This is a genomic window from Jeotgalibacillus sp. S-D1 (genome assembly GCF_004358665.1).
In the GTDB taxonomy this organism is placed as follows: Bacteria; Bacillota; Bacilli; order Bacillales; family Jeotgalibacillaceae; genus Jeotgalibacillus.
Genome location: NZ_SMZR01000008.1, coordinates 26,141 through 52,317, shown reverse-complemented (window position 1 = coordinate 52,317; position 26,177 = coordinate 26,141). Strand labels below are relative to the sequence as shown.

The following is a 26,177-nucleotide window of genomic DNA, read 5'->3' as shown; positions in this document are numbered from 1 at the left end:
ATGTCTAATGCGTACCGTCAGGCGGGAGTAAATATTGAAGCAGGGTACGAGTCGGTTGAACGAATGAAGAAGCATGTAAAAAGAACAAGCCGGCCCGGTGTTATGGGACCTTTTGGAAGCTTCGGCGGCATGTTTGATTTATCGTCACTGCAATACAAGGAGCCTGTACTAATTTCAGGAACTGACGGGGTGGGCACAAAGCTCCGTCTGGCATTCTCAATGGACCGCCATGATACGATTGGCATTGACTGTGTGGCAATGTGTGTAAACGACATTATTGCACAGGGAGCGGAACCGCTATATTTCCTCGACTATTTGGCTGTTGGGAAAGCTGTTCCTGAGAAAATTGAACAGCTCGTAAAAGGAATCGCTGACGGCTGTGAACAATCAGGATGTGCACTCATTGGCGGGGAAACCGCTGAAATGCCTGGAATGTACGAAGAAGATGAGTACGATATGGCAGGATTTGCTGTTGGAGCCTGTGAAAAATCTGCGATCGTGACAGGTGATGCAATTGAAGAAGGCCATGTGTTAATCGGCCTTCCATCCAGCGGTATTCACAGCAATGGCTACTCGCTGGTTCGCAAAAGTCTTTTAGAAGATAAAGGATACAGCCTTGATGAAACGCTGGAAGGATTTGATCAGCCCCTTGGAGAAGTGCTGTTGACACCAACAAAACTGTACGCCAAAACTGTCATCCCGCTGCTTAAACGGGTTGATGTAAAGGGGATGGCCCATGTGACAGGAGGCGGGTTTTATGAAAATCTGCCGCGCATGCTTCCGGAAGGGTTTGGCGTGTCGATTCACCAGGGAAGCTGGCCGGTTCATCCAGTTTTTCATTTGATTCAAGAAGCTGCGGGCATGAGTCAGGATGAATTGTTCCATGTTTTTAACATGGGAATTGGTTTTGTTGCAGTTGTACAGGAAGATGAAGTGGACGAGGCGATGGCTGCCATTAGTGAATCAGGTGAAAAAGGCTATGTGATCGGCCGGGTAACCCGCTCTGAAAACAAAGAAGTATTGTTTTCGGCACAGTTGTAAGGAGAGATCATCATGACGAAAATAGCCTTATTTGCTTCTGGAAATGGAAGTAATGTACAAGCAATGATCGATGCAATCGAGAGGAATAAGCTGTCAGCAACCATCGAACTGCTGGTATGCGACAGACCCAATGCCTATGTGATTGAACGGGCAAAGCAGGCGGGTATTGAGGTGTTTGTTTTTCAGGCAAAAACCTTTTCTTCTAAAGAAGAGTATGAAAAGGTGATCCTTTCCAAATTGCAGCAAAAAGAAATAAAGTGGATTGTATTAGCTGGCTATATGCGATTGATTGGACGGGTACTTCTAACCTCATATGAAAAAAGAATTATTAACATCCATCCTTCTCTTTTACCTGCTTTTGCCGGTAAGGACGCTGTTGGGCAAGCGATCGATTACGGTGTAAAAGTGATGGGTGTAACGGTTCATTTTGTTGATGAAGGAATGGATACCGGTCCGATTATATCGCAGTGTTCTTTTCATGTTGAAGATAAAATGGAGCGGTCAGATATTGAACTCAAAATACATCAAATTGAGCATCAGCTCTATCCTTCTACACTGCAAAAGCTTTTTAACCAAAACATCCAGAATTGATAACCTGAATTTATGGAGGAATGAAGATGGCAAAGCGTGCACTCATTAGCGTGTCAGATAAAGCAGGAGTTGTGGAATTTGCAGAACAACTCCAGCAGCTTGGATATGAAATATTGTCCACAGGGGGCACAAAAAAACTGCTTCAGGAAAACAATGTGGCAGTGAAAGGGGTCGATGAAATCACCGGCTTCCCGGAAATACTTGAAGGAAGAGTGAAAACATTGCACCCTTCCATTCACGGAGGACTTTTAGCCAAGCAGGATAATGAAGAGCATATCAGACAGCTTGAGGAACAGGGAATTCAGCCAATTGATCTGGTATGTGTTAATTTGTATCCTTTCCAGCAAACAATCAGCAAACCGACTGTTACAGTTGATGAAGCAATTGAAAATATTGATATAGGCGGACCAACGATGCTTCGCGCTGCAGCTAAAAATCATGCCTATATTACAGTTATTGTGGATGCACTGGATTATGAGCAGGTGATCACGCAGCTTAAACAGGGGGCAGTTGACGCAGGCACCAGACGCAAGCTGGCAGCTAAAGTATTCCGCCATACAGCTGCTTATGACGCTTATATTTCACAGTACCTGACTAAAGAAGCTGGTGAAGAAAACCCTGAGCGGATGACCATTACATATGAACGTCAGCAGGACCTGCGCTACGGAGAAAACCCGCATCAGCAGGCAGCCTTTTACCGCAATCCTCTGGGTTCAGAGTTTTCAGTAGCCCATGCAAGACAGCATCATGGCAAGGAGCTTTCCTATAACAATATTAAAGACGCCGATGCAGCACTTCAAATCGTGAAAGACTTTGGAGAGCCTGCCGCGGTGGCAGTGAAACATATGAATCCCTGCGGTGTTGGAACTGGAGCAAGCCCTTATGAAGCATTTCTAAAAGCTTTTGAAAGTGATTCAACATCCATTTTTGGCGGCATCGTTGCGTTTAACCGGGCTGTTGATGGAAAAACTGCAGAAAAATTAGTGCAAATCTTTTTGGAAATCATCATTGCTCCTGCTTTTACAGATGAAGCAATGGCCATTTTAACGACGAAGAAAAACCTGCGTCTGCTGACTGTTCCATTTGACCGCAAAACCGAGCATGAGCTTATTTATACGTCTGTGGAGGGCGGTTTGCTTGTGCAGGACCAGGACCATTTCACATTGGAAAACGGTGATGTTCGTGTTGTAACGGATAGACAGCCGACAGATCAGGAATGGGATGCAATGAAAATGGCTTGGAAGGTGGTGAAACACGTTAAATCGAATGCAATCGTTGTTGCAGATTCAAATATGACGGTTGGAATTGGAGCAGGTCAGATGAATCGTGTGGGGGCTGCTAAAATTGCGCTTGAACAAGCTGGTGAACGTGCAAGAGGTGCAAGCCTCGCATCCGATGCTTTCTTTCCAATGGATGATACGGTCGAAGCAGCAGCAAAAGCCGGTATTACAGCTATTATTCAAACAGGCGGTTCTATTCGCGATGAAGATTCCATTAAAAAAGCTAACGAATATGGTATTTCAATGGTCTTAACAGGCGTTAGGCACTTTAAGCATTAATCACGATACGTAAGATATTCCATGTCAAAAATATCTTACTCATGTCCATGTCCTTACGGCTGACTCACTCGAATTTGAGTCAGCCTCTTTTTATATTTAAGCGTGCTGCAATCAACAGCCGCGTTTAAGAAAGTCCGATATAATATAGTAAAATTGTAAAAGACCAAAGTCTCAAAGAAGGGAGCTCGATTATGAACGTTTTGGTTATAGGCCGTGGAGGAAGAGAACATGCAATCTGCTGGACCCTTTCGCAGGCAAAATCAGTCAGCCGTGTTTTTTGTGCTCCAGGAAATGCAGGAATCGCAAATACGGCTACAAGAGTCGATATTGATGAAAGCAGCCAGGAATTACTTGTGCAGTTTGCCAGAGAAAATGATATTGCCCTTACGATCGTCGGACCTGAACAGCCCTTGGCAGAAGGAATAGTGGATCGTTTTTTAAGTGAGGGTCTCACCATTTTCGGCCCTTCAAAAGAAGCTGCTATTATAGAAGGAAGCAAGTCCTACGCGAAGGATCTGATGAAAAAATATAATGTGCCCACTGCAGCCTATGAAACCTTTACTGATGCTGAATCGGCGAAGGAGTACATTCTTAAACATGGTGCGCCTATTGTGATAAAAGCGGACGGGCTTGCTGCCGGAAAAGGTGTCGTTGTTGCTATGTCACAAAAAGAAGCGATGGATGCCATAGAAGATATGCTCATTCATCAGCAATTTGGGTCTTCTTCGAGTCAGATTGTGATTGAGGAATTTTTAGAAGGGGAAGAGTTTTCCCTTATGGCGCTTGTTCACCAGGACAAGATTATCCCGCTGGAGATTGCGCAGGATCATAAAAGAGCATATGACGGTGATAAAGGACCAAATACCGGCGGAATGGGTGCATATTCGCCAGTAGCGCATTTGCCTGAAAATTTGACAAAGCATGCAATGAAAGAAATCCTTCAGCCGGTTGTTGATGCAATGATTACAGAAGGAAGACCGTTCACTGGCGTTCTCTATGCTGGCCTGATACTGACAAGTGAGGGGCCAAAGGTCATTGAATTTAATGCCCGCTTCGGTGACCCTGAAACACAGGTAGTGCTGCCAAGAATGAATTCTGATTTGGCCCAGCTTATTTTAAAGCTGCTGCAGGGTGAAACGGAAGAGGTTGATTGGGACCCCCGACCGATCGCTGGTGTTGTATTAGCTGCGGAAGGATATCCAGGCAATTATCAAAAAGGAATAAAGTTACACGAATTCACTCAGGACCATGAGTTCATATTCCATGCCGGAACAGAGCTGGAAGAAGGACAGCTTGTTTCGACAGGAGGCAGAGTCCTGCTGGCTGCCCGTATGGGTAAAACAATAGGGCAGGCGCAAAAAAACGTCTATGCCTATCTGAAAGAAAAAAAAGCGGACGGATTATATTATCGTAAGGATATTGCGCACAGGGCAATATCTTCATTATAGAGGACTAGGGTAAGGGGGACAAAACCGCCAAAAGTATATAATGGAGACTATTTTCTATAAGAACATGAGGCGAACGGAGTGGAAGGTGGCGACTCCTGCAGGATATGACGGCAAGCTGAGACTCCGCATGGCGAAGCCTGTGGAGGCTAAAGCAGAGTCCCTGCGGAAAGCGCCGCCTGAAGCGCAGTGAACCGGTTTAAAGAGGTTGAGACACTTTTGTCCCAGCCTTTTTTCTTTATTAAGAATAGTAATTAAATAATTCTAAATCTTTAAAAAATGGAGCATCAGGTAGTATTTTTTAGGTAATGGGTTTTTCTTAAGAAGAAAAGGAGAAATTTGCACATTTAATAAATCGAAAGTAAATCGTATACTTACGGTAATAAGTTCTATATATAGAACATCGTGTGAAATGGACCATAAAACACTGATGCGAAAATTAGTGATAAAGGAGTGAGGCAGCGGGAAATTACATTTCAATAGTAGCGGTAAACAGATTAATTGTCATCACTTTTTGTCCAGTGAATTTTACTTGAACAAATATCCTGAAAAATGAAGATATTGTAAGAGAAAATAATTCAAATAACGCCATCTATCGACAAAAAAAGACATTATACTACACATCTATCTTTTAAATCAATAGAGAATGTTGAAAAAGACCGATTGATTAGTGCTATATAACTATTTATGAGGAATTATATCGGTGGTAAGATAAGATCAAATACTCATAGCTCAAAGTACTGGCGCATGATTAACAATGACTTCTCCTGCTTATGGGTTTTAAAACACCAGATAAAGGCAAACCAATTGAAAAATTGGGACGCAAAGCTACGGGTCTAAGGCATAGAGATAAAAAGATAGATGCTAAGATGGCTGAGCCGCCTGAGGTACTGCAATTTAGTATTTTCGGGAGGGAAAAACAATGGGTAAAAAAATGGAACTTGATTTGGAATGGGTCGCATTGATTAAGGAAGCACTTGGAACTGGGATCTCGGAAACGGAAATTTTTGATTTTTTAAGCAGCAGGGAATCTTATGAGGACGCTGAAGTCAGAAGGGCCTTTTAGACTAATATTATTGACGGATTATACTAAAAAACATGACCTGAGCATAAAATGATGCCAGGTCATGTTTTATTGATTCGCCATTTATTAAATTCGATAAATTCCTTGAACTGTTCTTTTGAGATGCCGGAATCCATTGCAGCTTTAGCTAAATTCACCCAGTCTGCGTCAACGTTTTCCTGATCATCACCAGGATCTAGCAAGGCATTGACTGATACACCAAGTACTGGGGCTATTTTTTCTAAAAATTGAATGGATGGGTTCTGTTGAAGGTTTCGTTCCAGCGAACTTACATATGATTTGGCAACTCCTGCTTGTTCGGCAAGTTCAGAAAGAGACATTTTTTTTTCTTTGCGCAACGTCTTAACTCGATCACCTATCATTTCCATCACACACCTTGAAGTATTTAAAATGCTTACATATAACAATTTTAACATACTTGATAATAATCCACACTATAACGCACATTATTATAGCATACCAATGCGTTAAAATGTCGAATTATTGGTGAATTGTGACGAATTGTGTTAAAAATTCATTATTAAGATAGGTTAGTATAAAAACGAGGGATTACTCACCTTTTTCTGTGCTGCTGTACAAATCATTACTTGTTTCATTTTCCCAGAACATGGCATCGTCCATCCAATTATTCCTGCGCTGCCACAACGCAACCATTGGACAATAATGCATTAACCCTTCAGCCACTTTCATGGCACCTAATAAGGCCAATAGAACATAAGACTGTTTCCATGGTTTTTTTGACATGCGGGCTGTAGCGTAACTAAGTACTGTAAAACCAATGATTGTGCGGATAAATGAATTAACTTTACCAATATTCGTTTCCATCATCATCACTCCTGTATGAAAGTTTTGTGAAACTGTGTGTCTTTAATGCGTTAACGGGCAGAATATGGTACGATGAAACTACTATTTTCATGTGTCTAACTGCATTAAAGACGTTACGTAAGCATGGATGATCAGGAGGAGAACAATACAATGGGTCAACGCTTTCCCTGGAAGATACCACATTTACGAGAGCATACAGCGATACTGGAAGGTACGATTGCCCCAACCATCGTGCTGGAAGATGCCAATTATTTAAACTCTTCCTTAAGCATGTGGACAAAGGGGAACATATGGGTTTACCAGGATCGGATTGTTTATGTGGGAAAAGAGCTTCCTGAGAATACACGTAATACTGAAATAATCAATATGTCAGATAAATGGATTGTCCCAGGCTATATTGAGCCTCATGTTCATCCTTTCCAGCTTTATAATCCCCAATCTTTTGCTGAGTATGCATCTCAGGGAGGGACGACTACCTTTATTCAGGACAACCTGATGATGCTTTTATTAAACGAAAAAAAGAAAGCGCTTCCTTTTATTCAGCAGTTCAAAGAGTCGCCGCTATCATTTTACTGGTGGACCAGGCTGGACTCTCAAACGGAGCTTTCTGACGAAGAAGAATACTTTACAAATGGTGAGGTTAGGAATTGGCTCAATGATCCGAATGTCCTTTTGGCAGGAGAAATGACAAGCTGGCCAAAGCTGTTAGCTGGAGATGATCTGCTTTTAAGCTGGATGCAGGAGGCTAAGCTGAATTATAAACGGATAGAAGGTCATTTACCGGGAGCTTCGGAAAAAACGGTTGCAAAAATGGCATTGCTTGGCGTCACGGGGGATCATGAAGCCATGACTGGAGAAGAGGCCTGGATGCGGCTGGAGCAGGGGCTTGCTGTAACCTTAAGACATTCGTCAATTCGTCCAGATCTTCCAAAGCTCCTGAAAGAATTAAAGGACAAAGGGCTGAGATCATTTGATTCTCTTATGATGACAACCGATGGCTCAACCCCTTCCTTTTACCGGGAAGGCGTCATGGATCAGCTGATCAGAATTGCTTTAGATGAAGGAATTGATCCAATTGAAGCTTATCATATGGCCTCCTATTCGATTGCAAAATATTACCGAATGGAATCAATGCAGGGGATGGTGGCGACCGGCCGTCAGGCAACTCTCAATATACTGACCTCAAAGGAAAACCCTACTCCGGAGTCAGTCATGTCCAGAGGGCAGTGGATGAAGAGGGATGGAAAAAGCGTTTTGTCCCTGCAACAGCCTGACTGGTCTATGATTCCTCCACTCGAATTGGATTGGGAACTGCAGGAAGATGATCTTCAGTTCTCTATGCCATGTGGAATTGAGATGGTGAATAATGTTATTACAAAGCCGTATTCCATCCAAATTGATGCGGCAACAGAAGAATTGGACCGCAACAGTGATGAATGTTTTTTAATGTTAATTGACCGATATGGAAAATGGAAAATATGCACGTTGATAAAAGGATTTGCTGAGGATCTTGGCGGGCTTGGATCTTCCTTTTCAAACTCAGGAGACATCCTGCTGATTGGAAAAAACAAACGGGATATGACAGCTGCATTCAATCGGATAAAAGAACTTAACGGGGGGATCGTCGTCGCCGACCGGGGAGAGGTTTTGCATGAAATACCTCTGGCGATTGGCGGAGTTATGTCCTTGGAACCGATGGAGCAAGTGATGGATAAGGAAGAAGCCTTAAAGGAGATATTGAAAAGCAGGGGCTATGAACATGGTGACCCGGTGTATACCCTGCTATTTTTATCCTCTACTCATTTGCCGTATATTCGAATTACTGAAAGAGGACTGTACGATGTTAAAAAGAAAACGGTACTCTTTCCAACGATAATGCGTTAAAATGAGAAAGTAAGAAAAATTAAATAAAAGGTGGCAGAGGCATGAAACGGTTTTTACTGGTGTTTTTTGCGTGTTTAACAGCGGGCTGCAGTCAGGTTCAAAAAGCAGAAGAGCAAAATTCAGTAAATCAATCGAGTGAATCGCCTATTGGAGAAGAAAATAAAGAAGCCGTAACAGTAGATGCGCCATCCATCAATCCGATTTTTCCTTTAACAGGAAAACCTTCAAATGCAGAATATGACCAGCGTGCCGTTTCCGTAATTTTAAATAATCATAAGCAGGCTCGTCCTCAAAGCGGACTTGCTGAAGCAGATCTCGTATACGAGTTGCTGGCAGAAGGGGGAATCACCCGCCTACTGGCCATTTATCAAAGCCAATTGCCAGACCGGGTAGGACCCATTCGCAGTGCACGGGATTACCATATTCAATTAGCTAAAGGCTTCGACAGTTTTTTTGTGGCCCATGGATACAGTCCGGATGCTTTAGAGATGCTTGAAGCCGGTGTTATTGAACATATGAATGGAATAAAATATGACGGGGAATTATTTATCCGCTCTTCTGACCGGGAGGCCCCTCATAATTCTTACAGCAGCTACGAGTTGATTCAAGAAGGGGCGGAGCGCCAGGGCGATTCATTAGAAGGTGCGCCGGAAGCGATCATTTTCCAAGAGGATCCAATTGGCTCTGAAGCCGCTGATGCAGTTTCTTTCTCAGTATCGGTTAATGAAAATGCCGATTACAATAGTAAATATCAATATGACCCTACCTCCCATACATACACACGTATGATCAATGGTGAAACAACTATAGACCAGGAAACGCAGGAAGCTGTATCCATATCGAATGTCATCGTTTTAGAAGCGGACCATCAGATTGTTGATGATGAGGGACGTTTAATGATTGATTTAGTATCGGGTGGAGACGCGTATGTTTTTCAACGAGGCGAGTTGAGCCAGATGACCTGGAAGGATGTAAATGGGAGAATGATTCCGTTTATTGATGATAAGCCTGCCCCAATGGCCCCTGGATTAAGCTGGATCCATATTATCCCTAAAACCACTGGATTTGAACAGTCTGTAACTATACACGAATAACATTAAAGGAGTCGTTCCTATATTATGCAAATCGATAAACTACGAGGGAAAGAATTAGATCAACTGTTTAACGCTGTTCTTTCTTTAAAAGATCTGGATGAATGCTACCGATTTTTTGATGATCTATGCACGATAAATGAAATTCAGTCCCTGGCCCAGCGTCTTGAAGTTGCAAGGATGCTTCGTGAAGGCAAAACCTATCACAAAATCGAAACAGAAACAGGTGCCAGCACAGCCACAATTTCACGTGTTAAGCGCTGTTTAAACTATGGAAATGATACCTATGCCCTTGTCCTGGCACGCGTTCACCAGGAAGAGGATGTAAAAGAAACGAAATAGATAGTAATTCAAAGAGAATGCCCTGCCGAACATGTTTTTGTTCGACAGGGCATTCTTTTTGGTTAGGTTTATCAGTCTCAATTTTTATTTTTTCACAGTAAATGATTTTTTTCGTTATCCCAATATTTGTTCTTCTGTCCGATGCTTTAAGCTTCACTCCAACGATGCTATAATGGTACGGATAAAGTTTAATAGGAACGTAATGAAATGGAGGATGCACCATGTATGACATCCAGGAATGGAATCATGTGTTTAAACTAGATCCGAATAAGGAGATTTCAGACGAACAGCTTGAAAAGATCTGTGAATCTGGAACAGATGCCGTGATGATTGGAGGATCGGACGGTGTTACACTGGAAAACGTACTGGACTTAATGGCGAGAATTCGCCGCTATACCGTTCCATGCGTTCTTGAAGTGTCCAATCTTGAATCGGTTACCCCTGGATTTGACTTATATTTTATTCCAACCGTATTAAATTCGACTGATCCTCAGTGGATTACCGGTTTACATCATAAAGCACTAAAAGAGCACGGAGACTTAATGAATTGGGAGGAAATAATGGCAGAAGGCTATTGTATTGTTAATCCCGATTGCAAGGCAGCAAAACTGACGCAGGCTGATGCCAATTTAACGAAAGATGATGTAATCGCTCATGCGCGAATGAGTGAGCGGTTATTTCATCTTCCTATTTTTTATTTGGAATACAGTGGAATGTACGGAGACCCGGATATTGTAAAAGCTGTATCTAATGAGCTTTCCAAAGCAGTATTTTTTTACGGTGGGGGAATTACATCCCGGAACAAAGCGGAAGAAATGGCACAATGGGCAGATGTTATCGTTGTAGGCAATTTAATTTATGAGAATTTACCTGAAGCGTTAAAAACAATCGTGAAAAAATAGCGATTATACTTTATAATAAGAACAAATGTTCGAGGTGGTGAGGGAATGCAATTTTTAACAGATCGATTATTAAAGGGAATGAACCCTGAGCAAGCAAAGGCAATTAAAGCAACGGACGGCCCTCTTTTAATTATGGCCGGAGCCGGCTCCGGAAAAACAAGGGTGCTCACGCACCGCATCGCTTATCTTATGATTGAAAAGGGAGTAGCTCCCTACAATATATTAGCCATTACCTTTACGAATAAAGCAGCAAGAGAAATGAAAAACCGGGTAGGAACCATTTTAGGCGGCGCGGCTGAAAATGTTTGGATCTCAACCTTCCACTCCATGTGTGTTCGAATTCTGCGAAGAGATATTGACCGCATCGGCTATAATCGAAACTTTACGATTTTGGATTCAACAGATCAGCAGTCTGTTGTTAAAAGCATTCTAAAGGATAAAAACCTGGACCCGAAAAAATTTGAACCAAGAGGAATCTTATCCGTAATCAGTTCAGCGAAAAATGAACTGATCACGCCAGAGCAATTTGCGAAGGATACTGGCAGCTATTATGAGGAAACCATCAGTGAAATTTTTACAGAATACCAGAAGCGGCTTCGTAAAAACTCCGCCCTGGATTTTGATGATTTAATCATGCAGACCATTCATTTATTTGAGCGGATCCCAGAGGTCTTGGAATTTTACCAGCGTAAATTCCAATATATCCATGTGGATGAATATCAGGATACAAATCGCGCACAATATATGCTTGTAAAACAGCTTGCTTCCCGTTTTAAGAATTTATGTGTGGTAGGGGATTCCGACCAGTCAATTTACCGCTGGCGCGGAGCGGATATAGCCAATATTATGTCGTTTGAGAAGGACTATCCGAATGCACAGGTAATACTGTTGGAGCAGAACTACCGATCCACCAAAAAAATTCTGGATGCAGCCAATCAGGTGATCCAGAACAATCCTAACCGGAAGCCGAAAAATCTTTGGACTGAAAATGATGACGGCCAGAAAATCAATTATTACCGTGCGGACAGCGAGCAGGCGGAAGCCCAGTTTGTAGCAGGAAAAATTAACGAACTGGTACAGTCTGGAAAAAGAAAACGGTCTGATTTTGCCATTCTTTATCGCACAAACGCCCAGTCGCGTGTAATGGAGGAAGTTTTAATGAAATCCAACATCGAGTATACGATTGTTGGAGGAACAAAGTTCTATGATCGCAAAGAAATTAAAGATATTCTTGCTTATTTGCGGCTTGTAGCAAATCCTGCTGATGATATCAGTTTAACAAGAATTATCAACGTTCCAAAGCGCGGAGTCGGAGCGACATCTGTGGATCGCATTGGCAATTACGCCAGAGATAATGATATGTCGATGTATGAAGCGCTCGCATTGGGGGATTTTATCGGCATCAGCCCTAAAATAACCAAAACCGTTATGGAGTTCCGTGATTTTATTACCAACTTCACTCAAATGCAGGAATATCTTTCTGTAACAGAATTGGTTGAAGATATTATTGAAAAGTCCGGATACCGGGAAGCCTTAAGGGCAGAAAAAACAATTGAAGCACAAAGCAGACTGGAAAATATTGATGAATTTTTATCCGTTACAAAAGCATTTGAAGAAGCAAGTGAAGACAAAAGCTTAGTAGCGTTCCTGACAGATCTTGCATTGGTGGCTGATATTGATCAATTAGATAAAGAGGAAACTTCATCGGAGCTTGTTACTTTAATGACCCTCCACTCTGCAAAGGGTCTTGAGTTTCCGATTGTATTCCTGATCGGGCTTGAAGAAGGTGTATTTCCCCACAGCCGTTCTCTAATGGAAGAAGTTGAGATGGAGGAAGAACGCCGTCTTGCCTATGTTGGCATTACAAGAGCCGAGGAAGAATTATTTATTTCAAACGCACAAATGAGAACATTGTTTGGCCGAACCAATATGAACCCTGTTTCTCGCTTCATAGCCGAAATCCCATCTGAATTAATGGAGGAGCCAATGAAAAAAGAAGCCTCCAATCCATTTGGAATGAGCGGGAGAAGCGGGGGAGGCGCATATGGCAAGAGCCGTCCTGCTGAGAGAAAACCTGTCAGCCGCCCAGCGCCAAAAGCGACCGGCGGCAGCGGCATTGGCTGGATGGTTGGAGATAAAGCTGAACATGGCAAATGGGGGACAGGCACGGTCGTCAGTGTAAAAGGCGAAGGAGATTCCATGGAGCTTGATATCGCATTTCCAAGCCCGACCGGAGTTAAACGTCTCCTGGCAAAATTTGCGCCCGTAAAAAAAGTGACAGGATGAGAGGATGACAATTGATGGAACGATCCAGCGCTGAAACAAGAGTAAGAGAACTGCAGGATTTACTTAACCAATACAATTATGAGTATCACGTATTGGACAAGCCTTCAGTTCCAGATGTTGAATACGATAAGCTTCTACACGAACTGAAAAAGCTGGAGGAAGACCATCCTGAACTTGTGACACCTGATTCCCCAACACAGCGGGTCGGAGGAACTGTGTCGGAGCAATTCAAAAAAGTAAGCCACCGCACCCCGATGCTAAGTCTTGGGAATGCATTTAATGAAGAAGACTTGCGCGATTTTGACCGCAGGGTCCGCAACTCGATCGGCGATCATATTACGTATATCTGTGAGCTGAAGATTGATGGACTCGCTGTATCGCTTCGCTACGAAGATGGACTTTTTGTACAGGGAGCAACCCGCGGAGATGGAGCAATCGGAGAAGATATCACAGCCAATTTAAGAACGATACGATCTATTCCACTAAAGCTTAAAAAGCCTTTCTCTATTGAAGTTCGGGGCGAAGCTTTCATGCCCAGGTCATCCTTTATTGCGTTAAATAAAGAAAAAGAAAAACAGGAAGAGCTGCCTTTTGCTAATCCAAGAAATGCAGCAGCCGGTTCCCTTCGCCAGTTGGATCCCCGCATAGCGGCTTCAAGAAATCTGGATTTATATCTTTATGGGATTGGGGAAATAGGAGAAACAGGGGTTCAGTCGCAAAGCGGAGGACTTGATTTATTAAGTGAACTTGGATTTAAAACGAATAACGAACGCCGAAAGTGTAAAACGATCGACGATGTGCTTGAGTATGTAGCGGAGTGGACTGAAAAAAGAGCGGAGCTCCAATATGATATTGATGGAATTGTTATTAAAGTGGACGCACTCTCACATCAGGAGGAAATGGGAGCAACCGCAAAAAGTCCGCGTTGGGCGATTGCCTTTAAGTTCCCTGCTGAGGAAGTGGTGACCATTTTACACGACATCGAATTGAGTATCGGCAGAACCGGCGTGATAACCCCCACCGCGCTGCTTGAGCCGGTACTTGTCGCAGGAACGACTGTTCAGCGTGCTTCATTGCATAATGAAGATTTGATTCGGGAAAAGGATATTCGGCTGGGTGATCATGTAGTGGTCAAAAAAGCAGGAGATATTATCCCTGAAGTTGTAAGTGTAATACTTGAGCGCAGAACAGGTGAAGAACGCCACTTTAGTATGCCTGATCAATGTCCTGCCTGCGAAAGCGACCTGGCTCGCATAGAGGGAGAAGTGGCATTAAGATGCTTAAACCCTAAGTGCCCTGCTCAAATACAGGAAGGGCTAATTCATTTTGTTTCAAGAAACGCGATGAACATCGACGGATTGGGAGAAAAAGTAGTGGCTCAGCTGTTTAGAGAAAAACTGATTGAAGATGTAGCAGATATCTACTCGCTGACTATGGACCAGCTTATTAACCTTGAGCGAATGGGAGAAAAATCAGCCTCTAACCTGTTAAAAGCGATCGAAGCTTCAAAAGAAAATTCCCTCGAAAAGCTGTTGTTTGGATTAGGCATTCGTCATGTGGGAGCCAAAGCTGCCAAAACCATTGCTCAGAATTTTGAAACGATGGATCGTTTACGGGAAGCTTCCGAAGAAGAGTTGTTACAAATTAATGAAATTGGTGACAAAATGGCTTCTGCCATCGTCACTTATTTTGAACAGGAAGAAGTTAGTGAATTAATAATTGAACTAAAGGAAGCTGGGGTTAATTTAACCTACAAAGGACCTAAACTTCAGCGTGCAGAAAATCTCGATTCCTCTCTTGCTGGAAAAACGGTCGTATTAACTGGGAAATTAGTACAATTGACACGCAATGAAGCAAAAGAGAAAATAGAGATATTAGGTGGAAATGTGACAGGAAGTGTCAGTAAAAAGACAGATCTGCTCGTTGCAGGAGAAGATGCGGGTTCTAAACTGTCCAAAGCACAGGAGCTTGGAATTACGATTTGGGATGAAGACCAGCTCCTGGAAGAAATAAACGGACAAGAGGTGTAATGTATACATGAAAAAATGGGTAGCATCAGCGTTGGGAGCTGCCTTGCTGTTAGGCGGCTGTATGCCGTCTTTTAAGCAAGAGGATGAGGTAATACAGGAAAATGCCCCTGAAAAGACAGAGGACCAGTCAGTGATTATTCCAAACTATCAAATTTCGGAGGATTATTACAAGACACTGCTGCCTTTTGAGCCTTCTCCTTCGAGAGGAATGGTTGTAAATAATATTAATACGAATTATGATGTTGCGGAATTAGAAAGCGGATTAATGAGAATCGCTCAGCGTGAGTTCTCTCCTGATGACTATTTCTTTCAGTCAGGCAACTTTTTGGAAAGTGATACCATTACAAATTGGCTGTCACGGGAGCTAAATGAATCTCAGCTGAAAGAGAGCGAGATGAAGCCAGAGGAAAATTTGGGTCTTAATCCGATAGATAACGGGGAAGGCTCTCGTGCCGAGCGGGCAAAAAACAGTCCAATTTATCTTGCTCATATTCTGGAACACAACTATTTTATAAAATCGGATGAAGATGAAAGCAAGGTGCGGCTTGGTGGAATGGTTATCGGGCTGGCCTTAAATTCCGTATACTACTATCAAAATGATAATGATCCTTTTGGGCCTACATACGAAGAGGCGATACCGGCTGATGAACTTAAAGCAGAAGGCGAAAAGATCGGCCAGGAGGTAGTGAAGCGTATACGGGCAATGGCTGCAGAGGATCCGGAAAAAGCGGATTTGGCTGATATTCCAATCACTGTTGCTCTGTTTAAACAAGAACCGAAAAGCTCGGTCGTTCCGGGGAACTTTATTTCCTATGCGTCTGCTGACGGTGGAGATGATAGCTTAGGAGATTGGAGTTCCATGAATGAAAACTATGTATTATTTCCATCTTCAGAAGCAAATGATAACTTCCGTGACGATGAAACTTCTTTTTTGAATTTTAAACAAGATGTTGAATCCTATTTTCCTAATTTTAATAGTGTAATAGGGAGAGGGTTATACCAGGGAGACCAAATGTCGCTTCTAAATATTGATATCCCGATTCAGTTCTATGGCAAGGCAGAAATAATCGGCTTTACACAATTTGTAGCAGGACGGATTATGGATCAATTTCCGCCTTATTTTAATATTGAAGTAAACATAACCTCTGTCAATGGACCGGAAGCTTTAATAATAAAAAAACCGGATGAAACTGAGCCGTTTGTCCACATTTATGAACAATAAAATTCATAGATTTCCTTAAAATTGAACTAAAAAAATCCTGACTGAGCGATTCAGTCAGGATTTTTACTATTATCCTATCTATTGGAATGAACATTCCAAATGTTTTTTGCGTATTCCGCCACAGTACGGTCACTTGAGAAAAACCCTGATTGAGCAATATTATGTATGCTCATTTCAAGCCATTTTTTTCGGTCGCTGTATGAAGCGGCAACTTCTTCCTGCGCCTCGGTATAAGCTGAGAAATCTTTTAGAAGAAAGTATTGATCGTTCTCCATTAGCAGTGAGTCGGATATGGATTCAAAATCATAATAAGAATCACGGAAAAATCCCGAAGTAAGCTGATCTACCACTTGTTTTATGCGTCGGTCATTATGATAGTAATCGTAGGAGTGATATCCGCCATTCTTCTCATAGGCCATAACCTGCTCTGCCTTTAAACCGAAAATAAAGATGTTTTCGGGACCTACTAAATCACCAATTTCTACATTTGCTCCATCCAGGGTGCCGAGTGTAATTGCTCCGTTCATCATAAACTTCATATTGCCAGTGCCGGATGCTTCCTTGCTGGCAGTGGAGATTTGTTCGCTGATATTGGTAGCGGGAATAATCTTTTCAGCCAGAGAAACACTGTAGTTTTCCAGAAAAATAATTTTAATAAAGTCCTTCGTTACCGGATCACGATTGACAATGTTTGCAACGGAATGCATAAGCTTAATCACTTTTTTAGCATAGTCATAGCCTGGAGCCGCTTTTGCCCCAAAAATAAAGGTTCTTGGGTAAGGCTTAAAGGAGGAATCTTCTTTCATCCGGTTGTAAAGATGCATAATATGAAGCACATTTAACAGCTGCCGTTTATAAGCATGAAGCCGTTTGATCTGAACATCAAATATCGAATTTTCATCAATGGCAACGCCGTTGCGCTCAAAAATGATTCTTGACAGTTCATGCTTTTTAAATTGCTTTATTTGCTCTACTTCCTGCTGAAAAGATGGATCGCCGGCAAATGAAGAAAGCTCCTTCAATTTTTCAGTGTTGGCTATCCAGTCAATTCCGATTGCATTTGAGACGACCGAAGTAAGTTCCGGGTTTGCCTGCAGCAGCCAGCGACGGTGCGTAATTCCATTTGTTTTGTTATTAAATCGATCGGGATAGAAGTTATGAAAGTTTTTCATTTCCCGCATTTTAAGAATTTCGGTATGAAGCTTTGCAACGCCATTTACACTGTAGCTTCCAACGATGGATAGATGGGCCATTTTAACATAGCCATGGGCGATAATCGCCATTTGTTCGATCCGGTCCCAGTCACCTGGGTATTGCTGCCACAGCTCCTTGCAAAAGCGTTTATTAATCTCTTCAATAATCATATAAATACGAGGGAAGAGAGGTTTAAAGAGTTCAATCGTCCATTTTTCCATTGCTTCTGATAGAATCGTATGATTGGTATAAGAGAATGTGTTCGTTACGATACTCCACGCCTGTTCCCAGCGCATACCTTCTTCATCCACAAATATCCTCATTAATTCAGGGATCGCCAGCGCCGGGTGAGTATCATTGATATGAATTGCCACATGCTCATGAAAATGATACAAATCATCATGATTTTCCTTAAAGTCACGGATAATGCTCATTAAACTTGCTCTCACCAGAAAATATTGCTGTTTTAAGCGCAGGACCTTGCCTTCGTTGGATACATCATTAGGATATAGAAATTCTGAAATCTGCTCTGTATCCCGTTTATACTGCATGAAGTCCTTATGTGGAGGGAAATGTTTTGCCGGCTCAGCACCCCAAAGTCTAAGCGTATTAACTCTTTCAGAATTATAGCCAATAACAGGCATATCAAAAGGAACAGCTAGGACCGTTTCGGCATGCTCATGAACAAACGTTACTTTTCCATTTTTCTCAATCCACTGCACATCTCCCCAAAACGGCACCTCAATGGCCAAATCCGGTTTTCGCACTTCCCAAACGTTCCCGTTGCGCAACCATTGTTCAGGAAGTTCAACCTGATAGCCATCAATGATTTTTTGTTCGAATAAACCATGCTTATAACGGATTCCATATCCATGTCCTGGAAGCTCCAGTGAAGCCATTGAGTCCAGGAAGCACGCTGCTAATCGGCCAAGTCCGCCATTGCCCAAACCAGCATCAGCTTCTGCCTCTTCTAAATCAGCAAGCTCAATTCCCAAATCATGCAATCCTTCTTCAACCAATTCCTTTACACCTAAATTAATAAGTGAACTGACAAGCAATCTTCCAAGCAAAAATTCTATTGATAAATAGTAAATTTCTTTATGGTCGCCTTTACGTGTTTCTTCATTCGAAGCAATCCAGTTCGTACTTACATATTCCCGCACCATCATCCCTAACGTCTGGTATTGGTGCTGTAGAGAGGAATTGGCAAACGATACGCCGGCCGATTGTTCAAGTCTTTGAAGATAAGAGGCTTTAAATTGCTCTTTGTCATGAAACATCACTTATGGCCTCCTTGATAGCTTGGAATAAAGCTCTAGGTATTCAGCTGCTGATCGAGCCCAGCTGTAATCACCGGACATGCCATTTTGCTGTAACACAGACCAAACCTCTTTGTTATGGTAAAACGACAAAGCACGCTTAATCGTATGCTTCATATCATGTGCATTGTAGTTTGCAAAAGTGAAACCATTGCCGGAAAGCTCTTCTTCATTTAAGGCAAGAACGGTATCATTCAGGCCGCCTGTTTCACGGACAATCGGCACAGTTCCATATTGCAGAGATATCAACTGGCTTAATCCGCAAGGTTCAAACAGCGAGGGCATAAGGAAAAAGTCTGCACCGGCATAAATCCGATGAGCCATGGCCTCACTGAAGCCAATAAACACGCCTGCCTGGTTCGGATAAGTGCCAGCTAAATAATTAAAGTAATCCTCGTATTCCCATTCACCGTTGCCTAACACGATAAATTGAACGTCTTCTTCTTCCAGAATCTCATGCATGATTCGTTGAACTAAAGGAAGGCCTTTTTGCTCGGTTAATCTTGTGACCATGGCAATAATCGGTGTATTTTCCGATTCCGGCAAATTGAATTCCCGTTGGAGAGCCAATTTATTCTTTAATTTATGTTCAACTAAATCCTGATCCTTTGAATAATTTGCTTCAATTAATTTATCCGTTTCCGGATTATAGCTTTCTGTATCGATGCCATTTATAATGCCCTGAAGTTTAAACGATTGATCCCGTAGTAATCCGTCGAGCCGCTCGCCAAAGAAGGGGGTTTGAATTTCATCCATATAGGTTGGACTCACCGTCGTAATGGCATTGGAACTTAAGATAGCACCCTTCATAAAACTGAATGCTCCATTAAATTCAAGATCCCCGGAATAATAGTAGTGATCCTCCAGGTTTAATAATTCCCCGCCAACTTCAGGAGCGAAAAGACCCTGGAATTGCAGGTTATGAATTGTAAAAACAGTTCTCATATCCCGGTAGTAGGGATCATTGCGGTATTTTCGATCCAGAAGGTAGGGGATCATACCTGTATGCCAGTCATGGCAGTGAATTAAATCCGCTTTAAAGGGAATGACGGGCATTGCTTCCAATACAGCCTGGCAAAAAAACGAAAAACGTTCTCCGTCGTCAAAATGACCATACAGAGAATCGCGTTTAAAGTAATATTCATTATCTAGTAGATAATACGTGATGCCGTTGTATTCAAGTGATTCGATCCCGCAATACTGCCTCCGCCAGCCAATCTGGACTGTGATGGATGTTATCTTTTTTGCTTTTTTCAGCAGGTCACTTCCAATTAAAGAATATTTGGGGAGCATAACGCGGACGTCCGTTCCCAGCTTTTTTAATTCTTTAGGAAGAGCCCCGGCTACATCGCCGAGGCCACCTGATTTTACAAATGGTGCACATTCTGATACTGCAAATAAAACTCTCACTTGCTCACCGCCATTTCACGAACTGTTCCCTTTCGCAGAACTAAAGGATTTTCCTGTGTACCCTTTAAAGATACTCCGTCCATTACTCGCACATCTTTGTCGAGGATAACGTATTCAAGTGTACATCCTTCGCCAATCTGGCTTTTTTGCATGACAACACAGTTCTTCACCATGGAGCCGCGACCGATTTTTACGGCTCTTGAGATAATGCTGTTTTCTACATTCCCCTGGATAACTGCTCCATTAGCAACCATACAGTTGGTAACGACAGAGGAAGAGGAGTAGCGCGTAGGCGGCTCGTCCTTCACTTTTGTAAAGACTGGACGGTCAGCGGAGAACAGCTGGTTCCACACCGTATTATCCAGCAAATCCATAGAGTGATTATAATATGCCTCAATCGAATTCATCACCGCAGCGTAACCCGGGTGATTATATGTTCCAATTTTATAATTGTGGAATGGCTGCTTGGCCACGTCTGCCACACTTATAAACTGAGATTTCTTCCGGTCTTCAATAAGGTCAATCAGCAGGGATTTCTTCAGGACATACATCTCAAGAGACTGGTCATGATTCACAATTTCTGTAATATCATGATCGTGAATTAAATGTTCAGCCAGTGCTTCTTCAATGTCCACATTTGTAATCACATAGCTGTTCGCAATGAATACATAGTCCTGATGGCTGCGTTTAAAGTAGTCAAGATGCTGCTCCAGACGCGCAAATGAGCCAACACTGCTGTTTTCATTTGGTTCGTAAAAAGGAGGGAAGAAAAATAATCCATCCTTTTTACGGTCCATATCCCAGTTCTTACCTGAACCGATATGATCCATCAGTGATCGGTATTGATGCTTTGGAAAAATTGCTACACTGTCTACACCGGAATTCACCATATTGGATAACACAAAGTCAATGAACCGGTAGCGGCCTGCAAATGGGATAGAAGCCACTGAACGGTTTAATGAAATATCCTGAAGTCCTCCAATAACAGTTGTAGCATCAATTACACCTAACAAACGACTCATGCTGTCACGTCCTTTCGCAATTGCGCAATCATATCTTCTGTCACTAAAATAATATCATCCGATCCATCCTCAGGCTCGATTGTTAAACCTTCAGGGATGGAAATATTCTCAGGTACGATCGCTCGTCGGACAATAGCATTTTTTCCGATGACTGCGTCCGGCATAATCACCGCTTCTTCCACTTCGGCGCCTTCATGAATTTTAACGCCCTGGAAAATGACTGAATAATTTACTTTCCCTTCGACAACGCAGCCTTCATTAATTAATGATTCCCGAACTTCTGAAGTATCAGACAGGAATTGAGGAGGCTGGTTAGGGTTTCTTGAATAAATTCTCCAGGAATGATCAAACAGGTTTAAACCTGGATTTTCATTTAACAGATCCATATTGGCTTCCCAAAGGCTTTTCACCGTACCTACATCTTTCCAGTATCCTTCAAAAGGATAGGCCATTAAGCGTTTTCCCTCGTTCAAAAATAGTGGAATAAGATCTTTGCCGAAGTCATGGGAAGAATCTTCATTTACATTATCCACCTCTAAGAAATTCTTTAGTGAACTCCAGTTAAAAATGTAGATTCCCATAGAAGCCAGGTTGCTTTTTGGTTCAGCCGGTTTCTCGTCAAATTCCTCAATCTCGAAATTTTCATTGGTATTCATAATTCCAAAACGGCTTGCTTCGTCCCAAGGCACTTCGATAACCGAAATGGTTGCCTCTGAGTCATTTTGTATATGGTAATCAAGCATTTTGGAGTAGTCCATTTTGTAAATATGATCACCGGATAAAACAAGAACATATTCCGGATTGTATTGCTCAATATATTTCATATTATGATAAATGGCATTTGCTGTACCACTGTACCATTTAACTTCTGAAGCTTCCGTGTAAGGGGGTAATACTGAAACCCCGCCATTTCGGCGATCTAAATCCCATGCACTGCCAATTCCAATATAAGAATTCAAAACAAGCGGCTGGTATTGAGTTAAGACACCCACAGTATCGATTCCGGAATTTGTACAGTTGCTTAGAGTGAAATCAATAATTCGATATTTTCCTCCAAACGGTACAGCCGGTTTTGCAATGCTTTTTGTAAGCGAATGAAGACGGCTGCCCTGTCCTCCTGCCAATAACATTGCTACACATTTTTTCTTTACCATAATGTCACAACTCCTCATTTCGTAGTGTCTGGCTGCATCACTTTGCTGGTTTCCATACCGTCATGCCAAGTGGCGGTATGCTGACTGTAATGGACTGCTCCCGACTGTGTATAGCTGTATCTTCGGTAGCTACAACGGTTTCATGGGATTGATTGGAGCCTCCGTAATGGCCATTATCACTGTTAAATACTTCTTTCCATTTCCCTTTAAATGGTGCTCCAATGCGAAAAACATCGTACGCAACATTTGTAAAGTTGCAGGCAATGATAAGGGTATCACTTTTTCGCTTACCTTTTCTAATAAATGTAAAAATACTTTGTTCAGCATTATCGGCGTCAATCCATTCAAATCCTGCCGGATCATGATCCAATTCATATAATGCTTTTTGACTATGGTAGAAGGCTAACAAATCCTTTGTAAAAACGTCCGTTTTAGCATGTGATTCATAGTCCTTCAAAAACCAATCCAAGCCCTGAACAAATTTCCACTCATCAAACTGACCAAATTCGGCTCCCATAAATAACAGCTTTTTGCCAGGGTGAACCATCATAAAACTTAGTAGCAGCCTTAACTGAGCAAACTTTTCCCAATACTCTCCAGGCATCTTATGCAAGAGAGAGCGCTTACCATGCACAACTTCGTCATGAGATAAAGGTAAAATAAAATTCTCAGTATAAGCGTATACGAGAGAGAAGGTCATTTTATGATGGTGATGCCTTCGATCAAATGGAGGAATCTCCATATAACTTAAAACATCATTCATCCAACCCATATTCCACTTGTAATTAAAGCCAAGCCCTCCTTCATGTACGGGTGCTGTTACCTGCGGCCAGTCAGTTGAATCCTCAGCCATCATAAGAAAATTAGGATTTTCATTGAAAACAGCTGTATTTAATTCCTGTAGAAACTCTACAGTGTAGGGATTGGCAGCAGGCGGTTCACTGTTCGCCCAATAGAGCATGTTTGCTACAGCGTCTACGCGGAGCCCGTCTATCTTGAACGTTTCCATCCAGTAAATAGCATTGGAAATCAGGAAACTTCTTACTTCTCCCTTAGCAAGATTGAAGTTGGCTGTGCCCCATTCGACATTTTCCCGATCACTGAACGTGTCATACTCATAGGTAGGTTCACCATCAAATAAATAAAGCCCCTGGGAATCTTTGCAGAAATGTCCCGGCACCCAGTCCAGTATTACGCCAATGTCTGCCTGATGACACTGATCAATAAAGTACATGAGATCATGCGGGGTCCCAAAACGGCTGGTAGGGGAGAAATAGCCGATTCCCTGATAGCCCCAGGAAGCATCAAGCGGATGTTCCGTCAGAGGAAGGAGTTCAATATGGGTAAATCCCCGCTCCTGAATATAAGGAATTAACTCAGCCGCCATTTCCCGATAAGTAAAATAGGAGCCATCATCTTTTTGCTTCCATGAACTTAGGTGAAGCTCGTAAATGGAAAGGGGTCTTTCATAAATGGCTTTCCTTCTGCGCACCCGCTGCCTGTAAAGTTTATCCTTCCATGAATAGCCCTTTAAATCGTACACAACAGATGCAGTATTCGGACGCAGTTCAGAATAAAAACCATAGGGATCTGCTTTTAAGATGACTTCACCGCTGCGTGTTGTAATCGAGTATTTGTAAATTTCTCCGGTTAAATTCTCGTTTAACAACAAGCTCCAAATTCCTTCTTCATTTTGCTTAAGAAGTCTGTTCTCAGTTGCATCCCACCCATTGAAGTTCCCAACGACGGAAACAGATTGTGCGTGAGGTGCCCAAACGGTGAACCTTGTAGCAGTGTTTTTCCCTATTTTTATCAACTGAGCTCCAAATAACTTATGCGCTCGATGAAGGGTGCCTTCGTGAAATAAATGTACATCAAATTCGCTTGGTGCAAGAATCATAAGAGGCCCTCATCCTTTCAAAAGATTGATTGTTTTTACTTATTCTACAAAGAGTGACTAAAATCCTTGAAATATTGAGTTTTTTTGAAAATTAATTTACCACATCTTTGAAAGCGCTGCATAAATTGTCCGAAATGGTTATTATTTTGGTAAGGACTGTATAAAAACCTGTACCCTTTTTTTTAGGAGATGAATCATTTAAAACACAAAAAACCGAAGAGAGGTTTCCTCTCTTCGGTTCAGAGTAAAATAATTATTTATTTTTTTCCACATTATGAACTTTTTCGAAAGCATCATATCCTTCGCGTACCGGCTTTCGTGAATTACCAGATAATAAGCTGACAACCACAATTGCAAGAAGGCTGAGGAAGAAGCCAGGAACCATTTCATACAATACACCGCTGAGTTCAAATACATATACCCAGAGGATGACAGTAATTGCACCTGTAAGCATTCCCGCCAGTGCACCCCAGCGAGTCATGCGTTTCCAGTACAGGCTCAGCAGGATTGCAGGTCCAAACGCAGAACCAAAACCAGCCCAGGCATTACTTACCAAATCAAGAATGGTGCTGTCTGAATCAAGCGACAGTAAAACAGCAACGATTGCAACGAGCAGTACCGCTATACGTCCAATTAAAACAAGCTCTTTATCAGATGCGCTTCGTTTTAGGAATGTGTTATAGAAATCTTCTGTCAGTGCGCTTGATGTTACAAGCAGCTGAGAAGAAATCGTGCTCATGATTGCTGCAAGAATTGCCGCTAGAAGGAAACCGGAAATAATCGGGTGGAACAGAACTTGAGAGAAAAACACAAAAATGGTCTCCGGATCAGCAAGCTCCTGGCCAGTGGTCGTAATATAAGCCAGTCCAGTCAAACCGGTAAATAGTGCACCGATAATTGCTACGATCATCCATGTCATGCCAATTCGTCTGGCAGTTTTCAATGATTTTACATCCCGAATTGCCATAAAACGAACGATTATATGAGGCTGGCCAAAATACCCAAGTCCCCATGCAAGCAAACCAATTAACCCTAGTGCTGTTGTTCCTTCAAAAAGTGAAGTAAGTGTCGGATCAACTGCTGCAAGCGTATCAAATGTCGGTCCCACGCCGCCAAGCTCCATAAAAGCAACAACAGGAACAAGGATTAGCGCAACAAACATAATACAGCCCTGTACAAAGTCGGTAATACTAACTGCCAGGAAGCCTCCAAACAGCGTATAAGCGAGAACAACAGCTGCTGTAATAATCAAACCTGTGAAATAGTCGATGCCAAAAGCACTTTCAAAAAGTACTCCCCCGGCCACCATTCCTGATGAGGTATAAACGGTGAAGAAGATAATGATTACAACTGCAGAAACTAAACGTAGAATCTTCGTATTATCAACAAAACGATTTTCAAAATAATCCGGAATCGTAATCGAATCATTTGCCACCTCAGTATAAGTACGTAAACGAGGGGCCACTAAAATATAATTTAAATATGCACCGATTGATAAACCAACCGCAATCCACATGCCCGAAAGCCCGGAAACATAGATCGAGCCTGGTAGACCAAGCAGCATCCAGCCACTCATATCAGAAGCGCCGGCAGATAGTGCAGTAACAGCAGGTCCTACTTTCCTGCCTCCCAGCATGTACTCCGATAAATCGCCAGTGGATTTTTTATAGGCATAATAACCAATGCCCAGCATGGCGATAAAATAAATCGCGAGCGAAATGTAAACTTCAAATCCAATCTCTACGACGTCCATCAAATCTCCTCCTTTATAAATTTTGTGTCAGATTCTGTTGAAGACACCTACAGTTGAATAACCTAACAAACTAATAACCATTATTCAAGAGGTCTAAACTAGGAAACAGATGGTAAAATAGAC

19 protein-coding genes, 1 pseudogene and 1 riboswitch are annotated in these 26,177 nt (G+C 42.3%); of the genes and pseudogenes, 12 read left to right on the top strand and 8 right to left on the bottom strand.

Annotated elements, in window-relative coordinates; all coding sequences use genetic code 11:
• From purM to E2R51_RS19895, 5 genes are all read left to right on the top strand, one after another.
• On the top strand, window positions 1-1,041 hold the full coding sequence (gene purM / locus E2R51_RS17650; RefSeq protein ID WP_133378420.1) for a phosphoribosylformylglycinamidine cyclo-ligase: 1,041 nt from the start codon (window positions 1-3) through the stop codon (window positions 1,039-1,041).
• Window positions 1,042-1,053: 12 nt separating this feature from the next.
• Window positions 1,054-1,632 carry a phosphoribosylglycinamide formyltransferase gene (purN, locus tag E2R51_RS17645; protein ID WP_133378419.1) on the top strand — a complete coding sequence of 193 codons (579 nt, stop codon included), beginning with the start codon at window positions 1,054-1,056 and terminating at the stop codon, window positions 1,630-1,632.
• Window positions 1,633-1,658: 26 nt separating this feature from the next.
• Window positions 1,659-3,191 carry a bifunctional phosphoribosylaminoimidazolecarboxamide formyltransferase/IMP cyclohydrolase gene (gene purH / locus E2R51_RS17640; RefSeq protein WP_133378418.1) on the top strand — a complete coding sequence of 511 codons (1,533 nt, stop codon included), beginning with the start codon at window positions 1,659-1,661 and terminating at the stop codon, window positions 3,189-3,191.
• Window positions 3,192-3,382: 191 nt separating this feature from the next.
• Complete coding sequence (purD, locus tag E2R51_RS17635) at window positions 3,383-4,639, top strand: phosphoribosylamine--glycine ligase (RefSeq protein ID WP_133378417.1); 1,257 nt, start codon at window positions 3,383-3,385, stop codon at window positions 4,637-4,639.
• 784 nt (window positions 4,640-5,423) lie between these two features.
• Window positions 5,424-5,522, top strand: a riboswitch (cyclic di-GMP riboswitch).
• 36 nt (window positions 5,523-5,558) lie between these two features.
• The gene (locus E2R51_RS19895) at window positions 5,559-5,702 is read left to right on the top strand and encodes a hypothetical protein (protein WP_165967269.1); all 144 of its coding nucleotides are present in this window, start codon (window positions 5,559-5,561) and stop codon (window positions 5,700-5,702) included.
• 59 nt (window positions 5,703-5,761) lie between these two features.
• Here E2R51_RS19895 and E2R51_RS17630 read toward each other — a convergent pair whose 3' ends face one another.
• Window positions 5,762-6,082 carry a helix-turn-helix domain-containing protein gene (locus E2R51_RS17630; RefSeq protein ID WP_133378416.1) on the bottom strand — a complete coding sequence of 107 codons (321 nt, stop codon included), beginning with the start codon at window positions 6,080-6,082 and terminating at the stop codon, window positions 5,762-5,764.
• A gap of 187 nt (window positions 6,083-6,269) precedes the next feature.
• A complete protein-coding gene (locus tag E2R51_RS17625) occupies window positions 6,270-6,545 on the bottom strand; it encodes a YgaP family membrane protein (protein ID WP_165967268.1) in 276 nt (91 codons plus the stop codon).
• 150 nt (window positions 6,546-6,695) lie between these two features.
• Here E2R51_RS17625 and E2R51_RS17620 point away from each other — a divergent pair, with 150 nt between their 5' ends.
• From E2R51_RS17620 to E2R51_RS17590, 7 genes are all read left to right on the top strand, one after another.
• Window positions 6,696-8,429 carry an adenine deaminase C-terminal domain-containing protein gene (locus tag E2R51_RS17620; protein ID WP_133378414.1) on the top strand — a complete coding sequence of 578 codons (1,734 nt, stop codon included), beginning with the start codon at window positions 6,696-6,698 and terminating at the stop codon, window positions 8,427-8,429.
• Window positions 8,430-8,470: 41 nt separating this feature from the next.
• Window positions 8,471-9,523 carry a DUF3048 domain-containing protein gene (locus tag E2R51_RS17615; protein ID WP_133378413.1) on the top strand — a complete coding sequence of 351 codons (1,053 nt, stop codon included), beginning with the start codon at window positions 8,471-8,473 and terminating at the stop codon, window positions 9,521-9,523.
• A gap of 24 nt (window positions 9,524-9,547) precedes the next feature.
• Entirely contained in the window at window positions 9,548-9,862 is a 315-nt protein-coding gene (locus E2R51_RS17610) for a YerC/YecD family TrpR-related protein (RefSeq protein WP_133378412.1), read from the top strand.
• A gap of 221 nt (window positions 9,863-10,083) precedes the next feature.
• Window positions 10,084-10,764, top strand: a complete 681-nt coding sequence (pcrB, locus tag E2R51_RS17605) for a heptaprenylglyceryl phosphate synthase (protein WP_133378411.1) — start codon at window positions 10,084-10,086, stop codon at window positions 10,762-10,764.
• A 45-nt stretch (window positions 10,765-10,809) separates the two neighbouring features.
• Window positions 10,810-13,050: a DNA helicase PcrA gene (gene pcrA, locus E2R51_RS17600; protein ID WP_133378410.1), complete on the top strand. Its 2,241-nt coding sequence runs from the start codon at window positions 10,810-10,812 to the stop codon at window positions 13,048-13,050.
• 14 nt (window positions 13,051-13,064) lie between these two features.
• Entirely contained in the window at window positions 13,065-15,080 is a 2,016-nt protein-coding gene (gene ligA, locus E2R51_RS17595) for an NAD-dependent DNA ligase LigA (protein WP_133378409.1), read from the top strand.
• 7 nt (window positions 15,081-15,087) lie between these two features.
• Window positions 15,088-16,302: a CamS family sex pheromone protein gene (locus E2R51_RS17590; RefSeq protein ID WP_133378408.1), complete on the top strand. Its 1,215-nt coding sequence runs from the start codon at window positions 15,088-15,090 to the stop codon at window positions 16,300-16,302.
• Between the two features lie 74 nt (window positions 16,303-16,376).
• Here E2R51_RS17590 and E2R51_RS17585 read toward each other — a convergent pair whose 3' ends face one another.
• From E2R51_RS17585 to putP, 6 genes and pseudogenes are all read right to left on the bottom strand, one after another.
• Window positions 16,377-18,776: a glycogen/starch/alpha-glucan phosphorylase gene (locus E2R51_RS17585; RefSeq protein WP_133378407.1), complete on the bottom strand. Its 2,400-nt coding sequence runs from the start codon at window positions 18,774-18,776 to the stop codon at window positions 16,377-16,379.
• A gap of 3 nt (window positions 18,777-18,779) precedes the next feature.
• Complete coding sequence (gene glgA, locus E2R51_RS17580) at window positions 18,780-20,225, bottom strand: glycogen synthase GlgA (protein ID WP_133378406.1); 1,446 nt, start codon at window positions 20,223-20,225, stop codon at window positions 18,780-18,782.
• Window positions 20,222-21,247, bottom strand: a complete 1,026-nt coding sequence (locus E2R51_RS17575) for a GlgC family sugar phosphate nucleotidyltransferase (RefSeq protein WP_133378405.1) — start codon at window positions 21,245-21,247, stop codon at window positions 20,222-20,224. Before E2R51_RS17575 ends, glgA begins: the two co-directional genes overlap by 4 nt.
• Window positions 21,244-22,401 carry a glucose-1-phosphate adenylyltransferase gene (locus tag E2R51_RS17570; protein ID WP_133378404.1) on the bottom strand — a complete coding sequence of 386 codons (1,158 nt, stop codon included), beginning with the start codon at window positions 22,399-22,401 and terminating at the stop codon, window positions 21,244-21,246. Before E2R51_RS17570 ends, E2R51_RS17575 begins: the two co-directional genes overlap by 4 nt.
• 40 nt (window positions 22,402-22,441) lie before the next feature.
• Window positions 22,442-24,301, bottom strand: a pseudogene (gene glgB / locus E2R51_RS17565) (1,4-alpha-glucan branching protein GlgB); the annotation flags it as partial.
• 253 nt (window positions 24,302-24,554) lie between these two features.
• Window positions 24,555-26,039 carry a sodium/proline symporter PutP gene (gene putP / locus E2R51_RS17560; protein WP_165967271.1) on the bottom strand — a complete coding sequence of 495 codons (1,485 nt, stop codon included), beginning with the start codon at window positions 26,037-26,039 and terminating at the stop codon, window positions 24,555-24,557.
• Window positions 26,040-26,177: the final 138 nt, after the last annotated feature.

Coding starts and splice junctions, on each gene's coding strand:
- purM (WP_133378420.1), top strand. CDS start 1: ATGTCTAATGCGTACCGTCAGGCGGGAGTAAATATTGAAGCAGGGTAC.
- purN (WP_133378419.1), top strand. CDS start 1,054: ATGACGAAAATAGCCTTATTTGCTTCTGGAAATGGAAGTAATGTACAA.
- purH (WP_133378418.1), top strand. CDS start 1,659: ATGGCAAAGCGTGCACTCATTAGCGTGTCAGATAAAGCAGGAGTTGTG.
- purD (WP_133378417.1), top strand. CDS start 3,383: ATGAACGTTTTGGTTATAGGCCGTGGAGGAAGAGAACATGCAATCTGC.
- E2R51_RS19895 (WP_165967269.1), top strand. CDS start 5,559: ATGGGTAAAAAAATGGAACTTGATTTGGAATGGGTCGCATTGATTAAG.
- E2R51_RS17630 (WP_133378416.1), bottom strand. CDS start 6,082: ATGATAGGTGATCGAGTTAAGACGTTGCGCAAAGAAAAAAAAATGTCT.
- E2R51_RS17625 (WP_165967268.1), bottom strand. CDS start 6,545: ATGGAAACGAATATTGGTAAAGTTAATTCATTTATCCGCACAATCATT.
- E2R51_RS17620 (WP_133378414.1), top strand. CDS start 6,696: ATGGGTCAACGCTTTCCCTGGAAGATACCACATTTACGAGAGCATACA.
- E2R51_RS17615 (WP_133378413.1), top strand. CDS start 8,471: ATGAAACGGTTTTTACTGGTGTTTTTTGCGTGTTTAACAGCGGGCTGC.
- E2R51_RS17610 (WP_133378412.1), top strand. CDS start 9,548: ATGCAAATCGATAAACTACGAGGGAAAGAATTAGATCAACTGTTTAAC.
- pcrB (WP_133378411.1), top strand. CDS start 10,084: ATGTATGACATCCAGGAATGGAATCATGTGTTTAAACTAGATCCGAAT.
- pcrA (WP_133378410.1), top strand. CDS start 10,810: ATGCAATTTTTAACAGATCGATTATTAAAGGGAATGAACCCTGAGCAA.
- ligA (WP_133378409.1), top strand. CDS start 13,065: ATGGAACGATCCAGCGCTGAAACAAGAGTAAGAGAACTGCAGGATTTA.
- E2R51_RS17590 (WP_133378408.1), top strand. CDS start 15,088: ATGAAAAAATGGGTAGCATCAGCGTTGGGAGCTGCCTTGCTGTTAGGC.
- E2R51_RS17585 (WP_133378407.1), bottom strand. CDS start 18,776: ATGTTTCATGACAAAGAGCAATTTAAAGCCTCTTATCTTCAAAGACTT.
- E2R51_RS17575 (WP_133378405.1), bottom strand. CDS start 21,247: ATGAGTCGTTTGTTAGGTGTAATTGATGCTACAACTGTTATTGGAGGA.
- E2R51_RS17570 (WP_133378404.1), bottom strand. CDS start 22,401: ATGGTAAAGAAAAAATGTGTAGCAATGTTATTGGCAGGAGGACAGGGC.